This window comes from Vibrio sp. ED002, from assembly GCF_023277445.1.
Taxonomy (GTDB): domain Bacteria; phylum Pseudomonadota; class Gammaproteobacteria; order Enterobacterales; family Vibrionaceae; genus Vibrio; species Vibrio jasicida.
This window is the reverse complement of the sequence record NZ_CP080238.1, coordinates 959,662-972,883: the sequence shown is the minus strand read 5'-3', so window position 1 is coordinate 972,883 and position 13,222 is coordinate 959,662. Positions and strand designations below refer to the sequence as shown.

Genomic DNA, 13,222 nt, shown 5'->3' with positions numbered 1-13,222 from the left:
CCCAATTAAGGAGGCGCATGATAAGCGAGGTGATTACGCTGCTAGGATGGTTTTAAGGTCGTCCTGAACATTGCCAATGCTGCGCATATCGAACTTCTCTTGGATAATCGCAATCAAATTTGGTGTTAGGAATGCAGGCGCTGTTGGGCCTGTGTAAATGCCTTTCACACCAAGAGCGAATAGCGTAAGCAGGATCACAATTGCTTTTTGCTCGAACCAAGACAGAACAAGCGTCAGAGGGAGCTCGTTGATGTCGCAATCGAACTCTTTCGCAAGTGCCAGTGCAAGCTGGATTGCTGAGTACGCATCGTTACATTGGCCCACATCCAATAGGCGAGGGATGCCATTGATGTCGCCAAATGTGTTCTTGTTGAAGCGGTATTTACCACAAGCCAGCGTTAGGATTAGCGTATCTTCTGGTGCTTCCACGGTGAAGTCGGTGTAGTAGCTACGTTCTGCTTTGTCGCCATCACAACCACCAACTAAGAAGAAGTGTTTGATGTTGCCTTGCTTCACTTGGTCGATAACCGCTGGTGCTGCGTTCATTAGTGCGTTGCGACCGAAACCAACCGTGATGTTGTGTTCGATTTCGTCATGCTGGAAGCCTTCTTGCGCTAATGCACATTCAACGACTTGGCTAAAATCATCACCTTCTAGGTGAGCGACACCCGGCCAGCCAACAATGCTACGAGTGAATAGACGGTCTGCGTATTGGCCAACGTTCGGGTTCAATAGGCAGTTTGATGTCATCACAATCGCGCCAGGGAAGTTAGCGAACTCTTTCTGTTGGTTCTGCCAAGCGCTACCGTAGTTACCCACTAGGTGAGGGTATTTCTTCAGCTCTGGGTAACCGTGTGCAGGCAGCATTTCACCATTGGTGTAAACGTTAATGCCTTTGCCTTCAGTCTGTTGCAGGATTTTCTCTAGGTCGTGAAGGTCATGACCAGAAACAAGAATACATTTGCCTTTCAGTGGCTTAACGTTAACAGTGGTTGGCTCTGGGTGACCGAACGTTGCTGTTTCACCATGATCCAGCATTTCCATCACTTTGTAGTTCATAAGACCGATGCGCATTGAGCAGTCTAGCAGTTCACCTAGATCTTCAGGGTCAGTACCTAACCAAGCCATGATTTCGTGGTATTCCGCGAAGATATCATTGTTGGTTTGCTCTAATACTCGTGCGTGTTCCATGTACGCAGCAGCACCTTTTAAGCCGTACAGGCAAAGTAGGCGCAGGCCGATAACGTCTTCGTGTACTTGGTCTTTACCACGGTTTACCGCTACTTGAGGAGCAAATGCTAGGATTTCTTCTGCACTGTTTGGTAGCTCGAAGTTCGCAACGTTAGGTACGTTCAATACGACTTCGTCAGCAAGTGTTGCGGCAGACATGACTTGGTCTTTTAGCAGTGCTTTATATGTTGCTGCTTGAGAAGTCAGTTCAAGGATACGCTCAGGATCGAAGTTTACGTTAGTCAACGTAGAGAAGAATGCTCTTGGAGCCCATTGATTGATTTCATCATTGATGATGTTGAATTCAAGCGCGCGTGCTGCCCAAAAAGAAACCCCTTGCAGAGTGTAAACCAACACGTCTTGTAGATCGGATACCTCTGAAGTTTTGCCACACATACCTTGTGCGAAAGAACAGCCTTTTACAGCTGGGGTTTGGATTGTCTGTTCACATTGAATACAGAACATATTGGGTTCTCCAGTGATTGTAGTAATAGTCGTTTTGTTTTTCCTTCTAAAGCAGAATGCGTGCCAATTGTTATGCTATTGATTTTAAATGGTTTTGTTGCTTTTTGAGTATGTGGGCGATGTGATTGTGACAACGCGAATGATGTGCAAATGACAACGAAAATACAGATGTGATGAGAAAAGCAACGTGCTGGAAACGCTTTAACAATCGAAAGTGGAAGTAGTTGTTAAACAGGAGAAAAGTTAAGGCGGCTTTGTGGAGGTAAGAGATTCGCGATTGTGTGCCTCTGTAGATTTCGGGAGTGACGCAACAGGGTTGCTGAGAACTTGGTGAATTTAAAGAGTCAGAAGAAAGCGGAGACTAGAGTGGTTTAATTGTTACGAATGAGGAATAGCGAATGAAGTGCGAAAAGCCAAATAGGACAGTTAGCCCATGCGCATTGGTGTTAGGTGTCATTCCGGACGAGTCTAAGCGAACCATCCGGAATCCCTCTGTTCAAGAGGTAACTTTTCCTTCAAGGGAAATGAGCGAAATAGGAGCTTCTATTTGCTAATGCCGAGCTTTTTACCCATGCGATACAAGTTGCCTCGATCCATTTGTAAAAACTCCGCTGCTTTTGCCCAAACACCGCCAGTTTGGCTTAAAGCGTGTTCAATCAAGTCTCGTTGATAGCTCTCTACTAACTCGCGCAGTGGCTGACTCTGTTTCGGCAAGTAATGCGATGTGTTTTTTACATCATCCAATGCCAATGAAGTGTCAAAGTGATTGAGCATGATGGTGCTCGCGCCTTGTTGAATCGCATGTAACGCTGCTCGCGTTAAGGTGTGTTCAAGTTCTCGAACGTTACCATACCAAGGCAGAGATTCTAGTTGAGTTAGTACCTTAGGGTGAACGTGAAGGTTTGGTGCGTTAAATTGCTGACGTACTTTTTCTAACAAATATCCCGCAAGAACTGGAATGTCACCATCACGCGTGCGAAGTGGTGGCACTTTGATTGGGAATACGTTTAAACGATGGAACAGATCCGCTCGGAATGTGCCATCTTCCACTTCTTTTTCTAACTGCCGGTTGGTGGCTGCGATGATTCGCACGTTAACCATCAAATGCTGATCGCTACCCACACGTTGCAACTCACCTTGCTGGATAACTCGCAGCAGTTTTGCTTGTAAAATCAATGGCAGTTCACCCACTTCATCTAAGAAGATTGTACCGCCATCAGCCAATTCGAACTTACCTGCACGATGACTATTGGCTCCGGTAAAAGCGCCCTTTACGTGGCCAAACAGTTCGCTCTCCGCCAGACCTTCGGGTAGGGCGGCGCAGTTTACGTAGATCATCGGTTTATCATTGCGATGAGATTGAGCATGGACAGAGTGAGCAACAAGCTCTTTACCCGTCCCTGTTTCTCCCGTTACCAATACTGCATAATCCGACTGAGCAACGGTCGCAATGTTGTTTCGTAATTGATTGATTTGTGGGCTTAAGCCAACCATGTCACCGTGTTGTGAGCGTGCCTGTTGGATCAGGGTTTGCGTGACGCTCTTTTGCTTCTGGTTCTGCGCTTTAAGGGCTTTTAATTGCGCAATGTTACGCAGTGTTGCTGCCGTTAGTGCTGCGAACGTTTCGATTGCGAGTGGGTCGATATGATCAAACGCACCAACCGCAAGTGCGTCCATGGTTAATGCGCCGACAAGTTGCCCCTCAACGTACAAGCTAAAGCCCATGCAGTCATGGACGTCAATGCATTTATCTTCGGTTAACAGTGTTCCGTCAAATGGATCGGGCAGGGCGCAGTCGGCATCAAAGCGAACAGGCTCGCGGCTATGAATGATGGCATCCAAACGCGGGTGAGCTTTAGGGAAGTAACGGCGACCGAGTACTGAGCTCGACAAACCTTTTACTGCGACTGGCGTAAGGAAGCCATCTTCATCAAAGATAAACAGACAACTCGCATCGCAAGGGAACACTTGTGCCACCCCGTCAATCAGGTTTTGGTATTGCTGCTCATGAGAGCGATTTGAGCTCAGATTGAGTGCAATATTGAGAAGTACGTGGTCGACAGTAGGAGTCATAACAAGCCCAGAGTTATCTTGAATGGGCTCATGCTAGCAACTTGATGTCATTTGAACATCGAAAGGTGTGAGAGATTGATGTTCCATTGACGACGATCAAGTGACATAACGGAACTGTGATACAAACAAGTGCAACTGATTGAACTTAAGAGCTAGGAGTGAGGGATTCAGCCTCCGCAAATAATACTATCCGAAATTGAATTTTTCCGTTGACCTTAAGTTAACTTGAGCTTTTATCCTCCATCTGTAAAACACGTCAGGAGGACAGGTTATGCATAATAACTACATTAAAGAATTGGCCGTAAAGAGCTACCAAGAGGACCTACAAAAAGAGTATTACCGCGCTAAGCAGCGGACGTGGCATTTTCCGAGTTTTGTCTCTGGAATTGTGCTGACGCTGGTGGTGAGTGGGATGATTTATTGAGAGAAGGCTGAAAAGAGATTCCCGACTGCGGTCTTTCGTCGCAATCAGGAATCTCTCTTGAAGTTTTGTTTACGGCTTCAACGTATGAAACCCAGAGTAAATACGCGTAAACGTAGTAAACCAACATGCTGCACCAAAGATGTACGCAATCACGGCAAAATGTTGCGGGAACAAACAGAACAGCACGAAGCAACCTATGGTCTCTGTACCCTCTGTCAGGCCGCTCATGTAGTACAGAGATTTGTGCTTGTAGACTGGATTATCGATACCACGTTTACCCGCCATGATCGCAAATGCTAAAAAGCTGCTCCCTGTACCAATAAACGAGAAGATCAAGAACGCACCTGCGACGGCGTTTTGTTCTGGGTTTGCTAGTACAAAGCCAAAGGGAATCAGAGAATAGAACAAGAAGTCTAGGCTTATATCAAGGAAGCCGCCCGCATCGGTGATGCCTTGAATCCTCGCTAAAGCACCATCCAATCCATCACAGATTCGATTCAGCAGAATAAACGCTAATGCAAGCGTGTATTGTTCTGCCATCAATGCAGGTAAAGCAAAACAACCAAGGGCGAAGCCAAACAAGGTGGTTTGGTTAGCTGTCACGCCACATTTATCAATCAGTTTTGCGCTTTGTGCCAATGGCCACTTAATGATTTTGATACTCAGGCTATCAAGCATGGCTTGTCTCCCAAGGCCAGTTTAGGCAGCGACTGCCCTCAGGAATATCGTCTTCATCGTGCGTCACCATTAGAGCAGGAATGTTAGCTTGTTGAAGTTGCTCCACAACCCAATTGCGAAACTGCACGCGCAGATCTTTATCTAATTTGCTGTATGGCTCATCGAGTAGGGCAACTTTCGGTTTTGCCAACAACATGCGAGTGAGAGCAATACGCGCGCGTTGGCCGCCTGAGATTTGATCAGGGAAAGACTCTGCAAGTTTAGTTAGCGAGATGTGCTTCAAAGCCTGCATTGCACGCTCTTTGCGCTCTGCGCCTTTGATTGAATCGGGTAGTGCAAAGGCGAGATTCTCCCACACGGTGAGGTGCGGGAAGAGCAAATCGTCTTGGAACAGAATACCCACCTGACGTTTGTGTGCAGGTAAAGCATCCAGCTTTTCGTTATCGAGCGTGATTGAGCCTGAATAGTCGAACTCGGAAGACAGGTGGCCAGCAATCGCATCCAACAAGGTGGATTTTCCGCAGCCGCTTGGGCCCATCAGGGTAACAATTTCACCTTTCTTTACGGTCATGTTGAACGCAGAGAAAAGAGTATCGCCATTGGTTTTACGGATGGCGAGGTTTTCGAGACAAAGACTCATTCGGTAGTAAACCTTTAATAGACAACCGGCGATACTTAACGTGTAAACGGCTAAGTAGAATCGCAAAAGAGAAGAACATTAACGGCAAGAGCGCTTGCCAAATTGCGTAAATCGCGGTGACACGACGGTCGAAGCCACTTGAGAGGGCTACCGCTTCTGTTGTTATTGTGCTGATGCGACCAGCACCCAGCACCAGTGTTGGTAGGTATTGAGCCAAGCTCACACTAATTCCCACTGCCCAAGCAAAGGCAATGGCAGGCAGAAGAATCGGCAATTTCACTTTCAACCAAGCCTGCATCGGCGATTTACCAAGGCTTAGCGCGACACGAGTCAAACCGTTGTCGAAGCTACGCCAAGGCCCATCCAATGACAGGTATACGAATGGGAAAGCGAAGAAGACATGTGCCCAGCATACCCAGAAGAAATATGCATTGCTGTCGAGATACAGAGTAGCGACCTGCATACCAAACAGCACAGAAAGCTGCGGGATCAACATAGGTACAGCGATGATGTAACCCGGCACCTGCCAACGGTATCGTAGGCGGTACTCATGAGCGATTAGTGCTAGTACAAGGGCAATAGATGCACTGATAACTGCAATCAACATGCTTTGCTCTAGCGTGCCAAGAATACTTTGCCACTCGTATTCCCAAAAACGTAAGCTGTAGCGGCTTGGTAATAAGTCAGGGAAACGCCAACGCTGTGCAAAGCTCCAGACCACCATCAATGGCACCATTAACAGTGCGAGTAGGGCTATCAGAGAAAACAAGGTTTTACCCGGTAAGCGGAAACCGCTGCGACCAGAGTATTGCCAGCGTTTAAAGCCTTTGGTAATGCTCCATTCGACGAGTCGTGCAAAACCAATCAAAAGGCTTGCAATAGCAAACAGCACAACCGCGCCCGCCGCCGCTCTTGGTAGGAGTGACAAATCAGGGTCGTTAAACCATTGCCATACCAACACTGCAAACGTAGGAGGGTTGGTTGGGCCAATAATTAGCGCCACATCCACAACGGATAAGCTGTAAGCCAGAACAGCCAACATTGGAAAACGCAGCTTCGCTAACCATTGTGGGAAAACGCATTTCCACCATGCTTGCGCGGAACTGTAACCCATCGAATGGCTGACTTTTTCAATCTTCTCAACTTTTAATTGCTGAAGAATAGGAATGCTCATCAACAATAAAAACGGCACTTCTTTAATAGCAAGCATGACGATCAAACCCAGAGCGTGTGGGTCTTTAATCAACAACGCTAAGTCATTCACCGTTTGCGCATTTGGATCGTAACCAAACATTTGGTTGATTACGCGAACGCCCATACCTGTTGGTGCGAATAGAAAAGCGAAGCCAATAGCAAACGCGACATGCGGCATAGCAAGAAGAGGGGAAAGACTCATTTCAATCTTGCGCCAGAACTTGCTGCCCCATGAAGCTTGAAGAATCGCAAAAGTGATCAAACAAGCAAGATAGCTGCTGAAAATGGCGGAATAAAAAGTCAATCCAATCGACGTCCACACACCTTCCCAGTCAAACACAGCATGAAAGCCATCCAGTGAGAAGTGGTGCAAACCGATAGGGGGTACATAGCCGAGCGCAGACACCACCACCCCGAGTAGCCCCGGGATGGTCGGTAATATACAAACTGCGATAATAACTAGATACAGCGCTCTTAACATGGGTGTGTATTAATTTCCGTAGCGTTTCAGCCATTCTTTTTCTAACGCTGCTTGCCAGCTTGGATGTGGCTCCGCGATAGATTTGAACTGTTGAGTATTCTTAGCCGTGCCGGTTAGGTACTGGCTGCTTAGCACTGAAGGATCACCCCAGATGTTGATGTCACCTTTGCGAGATTGTGCTTCAGGGCTTAATAAAAAGTTTATAGCAACTTGCGCGCCTGCACTGGCGTTTGCGTTCCAAGGAATCGCTAAGAAATGGATGTTCGACAGTGCACCTGCGTCCATCGCGTATGCTTTGGTGCTTTCTGCTAGGTTGCCGCTTGATTGTGCTGAGAAAACCGCGTTCGGGTTGAACGTGACAGCTAGGTCAATCTGACCATCATCTAGCAGCTGTACGGTTTCTGCTGTTCCGCCTGGGAACTGTTTACCGCCGCGCCATGCAACAGTGTGGAATTCATCTAAGTAAGCCCATAAAGGCTGCGTAACGATTTTGAATGCTTCATCAGTCACTGGTTTTTGCAGTGCAGGATCGTTGTTACTTAACTCAATGAGCAGAGATTTAATGAAGCTAGTGCCATGGAACTCTGGTGGGCGAGGGTAAGTAAGGCGGTTAGGAAACGCTTTTGCGTAACTTAGCATTTCTGCGTACGAGCTTGGCGGGTTGTTTAGCGTCTCTTCATCGTAGATAAAAACAAGTTGGCCAACACCCCATGGCGCTTCTAGGCCATCAGTTGGTTCTGAAAAATCAACATCTACCGGTAGTGTTTTATCGACATACTGCCAACTTGGTAGACCATCAACAAAAGGACCAAACAGCAGTTGGTTGTCTTTCATTGATTTAAAGTTTTCACCATTAATCCAAACCATATCTACGCTGCCACCGCTGTTCTTCCCTGCGGCTTTTTCTGCGATAAGACGAGTGGTGGTTTCAGAAATGTCGGTGACTTTTACGTGGTTAAGCGTCACGTTGTAGCGAGATTTAAGCTCTTTGCCTGCCCATTGGATATAGCGGTTGATCTCTTGGCTACCCCCCCAAGCATGGAAATAAACGGTCTGACCGTCGGCTTGTTGTTCGATTTTTTGCCATTCTTCTGTATTAGAAGAGGCATAGGAAGATGTGGCAAAAGTGGCGGTTAAAATGCCAATGGTGCTAAGTAGCTTTTTCATACGTAATCCGTGTTTTTATCTTTGTTTTCATTTTGGAGCTTTGTTCCGCTATGAAGTGGCAACCGTTTATTTTCGGCACTCAACATAGGGCTATTCATCAACTGAATGCTCCGTTCCCTCTAGATGGATAGTAATCTATCTTGCTTTATTATCAACGCGAATTTGACAATAGATTCAGAGAATTACTCGCCTTGTGAGGTCATACCGATCAACATTTATCTTTGGCCTTAAACGTGAGCAATAGGGGCATAAAATATGACCAAGCTGGTATGAATGAAAAGAGTGCAACTCCCGATAAGTCGCACTCTTTTGGCGTCAATAATGGATAGACCGGATTACTTCGCTAATTCTTCCATGTTGATGCCTTTTTTCTTCGCGATGTATTTTGGAATCAGAGACATGCCAAACAGGATAAGACCTGCAACCGCAAACTTCACTAGCAGCATTGCAGACACACCGTTTGTTGCAATATCCCCCGCCATGTAAGCGAAGATGAATGCACCTGGTGCCATCGTTAGTAGAGAAACCAGAGCGTAAGTGCCAAGGTTTAGGCTCGTTAGACCGTAAGCGTAGTTCTGTAGGCTGAATGGGAATACAGGTACGAGACGCGTTAGGATCAAGAAGCTTGTACCGTTTGCTGCTACGCCATCGTCGATTTTCTTGAAGATTGGGTTATCGCCAAACTTCTTCATGATGGTGTTACGCAGTAGGAAGCGTGCCACAATGAATGCCGCCACCGCGCCAAGCGTTGCAGAAAATAGCGCTAAAACGCCACCTTTGATAGGGCCAAATACGATGCCCGCTACGATGGTGAACGCACTGCCCGGTAGTAGGAAAACACACGCAAACACGAATGCTGCTACGAATACTGCGTAACCCCAAACGCCAAAGCTTGCGATCCAATCTTGTAGGCTCTTGATGTCTGTGATGATTTCAAGGATGCCAGTTTGTTTTGCTGCAAATAGAGCGAGAGCGATAACAGCAACAATAAGAGCAATTTTTACGAATTTCATAAGTTCAACTTCACTTAAACCTAATAATTAAAAAGATGTAGCTACAAAAACGTAGCTACAGAGACTTAGCTACACAGACATACACTTGATTAGACCCGCTTTGGATTTGTAGCGGTTGAACCAAGCTTTCACAGGGCTAGCAAGTACGTTTACTGGCGGCTCATCACCTTGCATGATCACAGGGCCAAACATCAGATCCAGAATGTGCCAAGATTTCGTACCAACACCCATCATGGATGCACGACAAGCCGAGCAGTAAACCACAACGTAGTCTGTCTCAAACTCTTCCACGCGGCGTTTGATTACGCGTGTTGCGACGTCTGGGTTTGCTGGCACTACCATGCCGCCAAAGCCACAGCAGCGTGTATTTTCACGTGTGTGTTCTGGTTCTGAGGTTTTGTAGCCAAGCTCGTTCAAGATCCAGCGGATACCGTCTTGCAGTTCTTTTTCGTAGCGAGTAGAGCAAGAGTCGTGAATGGTGAATACCACGTCGCTGTTTTTCGCTTTACCGCGTAGCGCTTCTGGCAGACCGATTTCTGGAAGCAGTTTCCACAATGAAACCGGCTTTTGTGTGCCGCCAGATTTCTTGATCATGCCGTAGCAGCTTTGACACGCCACAATGACTTCTTGTGCGTCTAGCTTATCGAAGTCCGCTTGAAGCTGGCCGTAACGCTCTTTGAACTTCTCAGTTTGACCAATTGCAGCGGTTGGTTTACCACAACACTTCTGCACTGCGCCCATGTCTGGGTACACTTCTTTTAAGTAGCTCGCAATTGCTGCTACGCCTTCTGGTGAGTAGGATGGCAAGCTGCATCCTGGCATAAATACTTTATTACTCATTTTGTCGATACCGCTCGTTTTGCCATAGTGAAGATTTTTGAGAAGCCCAGCTTCTGGTGCATGTTGATTGCTTTGTGACCCGGCATTGGTGATTCACCATTGTTTGCCTTAACAAAGTCCGCACGTGCGCCTAAGAACATTTCCTTCATTGGGAAGTCTTTCGGACATACGATGGTGCACTGGTCACAGGCGTTACATGAGTAAGCCATCAATGGGTCCATTGACTTGTTGTTCACGAAGTCAGAGAAGATGGTCTTCGGACAGTCACTGAAGTCGTTCATCATGATGCACTCGGTCATACATAGCTTGCAGCTACATTGCAGACAGCGAGATGCTTCTTGTTTGATTTGTTCTTCAGTAAAGCCTAAATCCACTTGTGCAAAATCTTGCTTACGCTCTTCAGCGTTACGCAATTCACCGTGTAGGCGAGGGGTATCTACCGTACCTTTTGGTAGTGGTACGTCTAGACGAGATGAGTAGCTGTATTCTTGCTCGAAGTCGCGACCTTCAGTCAGTGAGCGAGTCGTTAGGAAACGCTCAACACTCATTGCTGCTTTGCGACCTAATGCCATCGCTTCAATCACGATGTTACCGCCACACGCATCACCGGCTACGAAGACGTCTTCTAGGCTCGATGCTAGTGTTTGTTTATCGACTACGTAACGGCCGCCGCGAGTTTGTTCTAGTGCGCCACCAGTGATGTCAGCCACAACTTGACCCGTAGCGAAAACAACCGTGTCCACAGAGATAGTTTTACTTTCTTCGCTGTACTTAGGTGCAAAGTTGCCTTGTTCATCAAAGATAGACACTACTTTCTTGATAGTGATGCCGGTTACTTTGCCGTTTTCGTGTTCGATAGCAACTGGGCCCCAACCTGCGTTGAATTCGACACCTTCTTCTAGCGACTCGTCGATTTCGATTTGGCTTGCAGGCAGGTTTTCAAGGCTCTCAAGCGAACATTGGTAAACTTCGCTTGCACCGATACGCCATGAAGAGCGCGCACAGTCCATCGCAACGTCACCACCACCGATAACCATCACGCGTTTGCCGGCACGTGGGAATTGACGAGTTTCAGAAATCTCTTTCAAGTACTCAACTGCAGAGAACACGCCATTGTTGTCGTGACCTGGTAGCGGAATGATAGAGCCTACGTGTGCACCGTGAGCCAGAATCACAGCATCGTGTTTGCTACGTAGAGTGTCGAAGCTAATGTCTTTGCCGATTTCAACACCGAAGCGAGTCGTCACACCTAGTATTGCTAAGTAGCTGTATTCGAAGTCGATAACGTCGCGTGGTAGACGGTATTCAGGGATACCCACGCGCATCATGCCGCCGTATACGTCTAGCTTTTCGTAAATCGTTACTTCGTGGCCTTGACGACGAAGCTCAATAGCCGCTTGCGCGCCAGCAGGACCTGCACCAACGATCGCGATGTGTTTGTTGGTTAGGGGAGCAATGTTAAGGTCCCAGTGATCTTGGTTATCCAGTTTTTCTGCAACAAAACGCTTGATGCCTGCAACGCTGATCGGCTGACCGAACTCAGTATTACGACGACAAGAAGCTTCACAAGGGTGTGCACAGATGCGGCCAAGCGTTTGAGGTAGGAATAGTTTGCTGCGGATCAGATCCAAAGCGCCTTGGAAATCACCTTCGCCTGCCATGCGAACGTATTGTTTTACGTCTGTGTGCATTGGACATGCGGTTTGACATGCCGGATCGGCATCACCCATACAGCCATCGACGATAGTTTGAGCGGTGTCTAATAGCTTTTGGCTAAAAATTACATTGTTCATTGAGTGCTATTTCCGTGTTGTTCAGCTCTTGCCGTTGATAACGTTCACTTCAGGATTCTTCTGCTCGTAGTGAGCATGGCTGTACTCGATCCAAGAGCCGTCATAGTTGTAGACGTCTTCTGCACCTAATACTTCAGTAAGAATCATGGTTGTGTGGGCAGAACGAACACCAGATTGGCAGTAAGCGATCACTTTCTTGCCTTTGATGATGTCGCCATAAAGGGCTTGCAGCTCTTCTGCTGATTTAAGAGTCGTGTCTTCGTTTAGTGATTTTGTCCAGTTGATGTGAACACTGTTTGGAATGGTGCCTGGACCAAATGCACCAGAAACCGCTACTTCGCCTCTAAATTCGTCGTTACCACGCGTATCTAGGATCACCCAGTCAGAGCTGTTTTGCGCTTCGATAACCATATCTAACGTTGCTAGCGTATTGTTGTCTTGCTGCGTGTTCGGAGCTTTGTATTCAACTGATGCAACGCTTTGGTTTGCAGAGCCAGTTGGGAAACCTGCGCCCATCCAAGCGTTTAAGCCACCGTCTAGGTAACGAACGTCTTGGTGACCAAGGTTATGGATTTGCCAGTAAAGGCGCGCAGCATCGTGGTGAGAGCCTGCCGCGTAAACCACGATTGTGCTGTCCGTTGATGCGCCGAAGCTACCTAAGATGGTTTCCATCTCTTCCGTGCTGTTGCTCATACCGCCGAAATCGTAAACGCCTTCAGCCGCAGAGTAATCGTTACGCCACATAGTGTAAGAACCAGAGATAGGACTATCTGGTTTGATAGGGTTTAACGCGCCGATCACAACCACGTCTTTATCACTGTCCATTAACGATTTCAGTTGCTGTGATGAAATGAAATGCTCTGGGTGAGCGTATTGTGTGAATTTCTGCTCTTGAGCAGCGGCATCCACTGTTACGGCCTCTGCTGAGAACATCGTATTGTAAGCTGAGTAGCCAACAGCTGCGACAGCCGCCAACACACCCAACGCAATCGTCGATTTTTTCATGAGTTACTTCCATATTTTAATTTAAAGTTTTTGTGCCGAAACTTCGATTTTTCGACAGTTAGAATGCTTTTGAAGGGGAAAGGCCGACATGAACGTTTTTTGTTCGTTAGAGATGTTCATTGTGTGAAACAGGTAAAGTGCCTCTACCCCTTTATGGGTAAGGCATTCTGAGGAAAACGTTTAAATGGCGATATTGTGGTTTCCCACAATAATGATGTG

General features: G+C 47.1%; 11 protein-coding genes. 1 reads left to right on the top strand and 10 read right to left on the bottom strand.

Features of this window, described 5'->3' with window-relative positions; genetic code table 11:
* Nucleotides 1-33: 33 nt before the first annotated feature.
* Both hcp and norR read right to left on the bottom strand, forming a co-directional pair.
* Nucleotides 34-1,695 carry a hydroxylamine reductase gene (hcp, locus tag ITG12_RS04555; protein WP_038881400.1) on the bottom strand — a complete coding sequence of 554 codons (1,662 nt, stop codon included), beginning with the start codon at nucleotides 1,693-1,695 and terminating at the stop codon, nucleotides 34-36.
* 543 nt (nucleotides 1,696-2,238) lie between these two features.
* The gene (gene norR, locus ITG12_RS04550) at nucleotides 2,239-3,768 is read right to left on the bottom strand and encodes a nitric oxide reductase transcriptional regulator NorR (RefSeq protein WP_038881398.1); all 1,530 of its coding nucleotides are present in this window, start codon (nucleotides 3,766-3,768) and stop codon (nucleotides 2,239-2,241) included.
* Between the two features lie 271 nt (nucleotides 3,769-4,039).
* Between norR and ITG12_RS04545 the strand changes: the two genes are divergently transcribed.
* A complete protein-coding gene (locus ITG12_RS04545) occupies nucleotides 4,040-4,192 on the top strand; it encodes a hypothetical protein (protein ID WP_173400287.1) in 153 nt (50 codons plus the stop codon).
* Between the two features lie 69 nt (nucleotides 4,193-4,261).
* Here ITG12_RS04545 and ITG12_RS04540 read toward each other — a convergent pair whose 3' ends face one another.
* From ITG12_RS04540 to ITG12_RS04505, 8 genes are all read right to left on the bottom strand, one after another.
* Complete coding sequence (locus tag ITG12_RS04540) at nucleotides 4,262-4,870, bottom strand: CDP-alcohol phosphatidyltransferase family protein (protein ID WP_005450653.1); 609 nt, start codon at nucleotides 4,868-4,870, stop codon at nucleotides 4,262-4,264.
* Nucleotides 4,863-5,510 (bottom strand): ATP-binding cassette domain-containing protein, encoded by a 648-nt coding sequence (locus tag ITG12_RS04535; RefSeq protein ID WP_009705796.1) that lies wholly within the window; start codon nucleotides 5,508-5,510, stop codon nucleotides 4,863-4,865. Before ITG12_RS04535 ends, ITG12_RS04540 begins: the two co-directional genes overlap by 8 nt.
* Entirely contained in the window at nucleotides 5,476-7,185 is a 1,710-nt protein-coding gene (locus ITG12_RS04530) for a thiamine ABC transporter permease (protein ID WP_038881396.1), read from the bottom strand. The genes ITG12_RS04535 and ITG12_RS04530 overlap by 35 nt, the downstream gene beginning before the upstream one ends.
* 9 nt (nucleotides 7,186-7,194) lie before the next feature.
* A complete protein-coding gene (locus tag ITG12_RS04525; RefSeq protein ID WP_248873757.1) occupies nucleotides 7,195-8,352 on the bottom strand; it encodes an ABC transporter substrate-binding protein in 1,158 nt (385 codons plus the stop codon).
* Nucleotides 8,353-8,687: 335 nt separating this feature from the next.
* A complete protein-coding gene (locus tag ITG12_RS04520) occupies nucleotides 8,688-9,365 on the bottom strand; it encodes a TVP38/TMEM64 family protein (protein ID WP_038881392.1) in 678 nt (225 codons plus the stop codon).
* Between the two features lie 69 nt (nucleotides 9,366-9,434).
* On the bottom strand, nucleotides 9,435-10,205 hold the full coding sequence (locus ITG12_RS04515; RefSeq protein ID WP_005442306.1) for a (Fe-S)-binding protein: 771 nt from the start codon (nucleotides 10,203-10,205) through the stop codon (nucleotides 9,435-9,437).
* Nucleotides 10,202-11,998, bottom strand: coding sequence for an FAD-dependent oxidoreductase (locus tag ITG12_RS04510; protein WP_038881390.1), 1,797 nt, complete (start codon nucleotides 11,996-11,998; stop codon nucleotides 10,202-10,204). Before ITG12_RS04510 ends, ITG12_RS04515 begins: the two co-directional genes overlap by 4 nt.
* A gap of 21 nt (nucleotides 11,999-12,019) precedes the next feature.
* Nucleotides 12,020-13,003 carry a rhodanese-like domain-containing protein gene (locus tag ITG12_RS04505; RefSeq protein WP_038881388.1) on the bottom strand — a complete coding sequence of 328 codons (984 nt, stop codon included), beginning with the start codon at nucleotides 13,001-13,003 and terminating at the stop codon, nucleotides 12,020-12,022.
* Nucleotides 13,004-13,222: the final 219 nt, after the last annotated feature.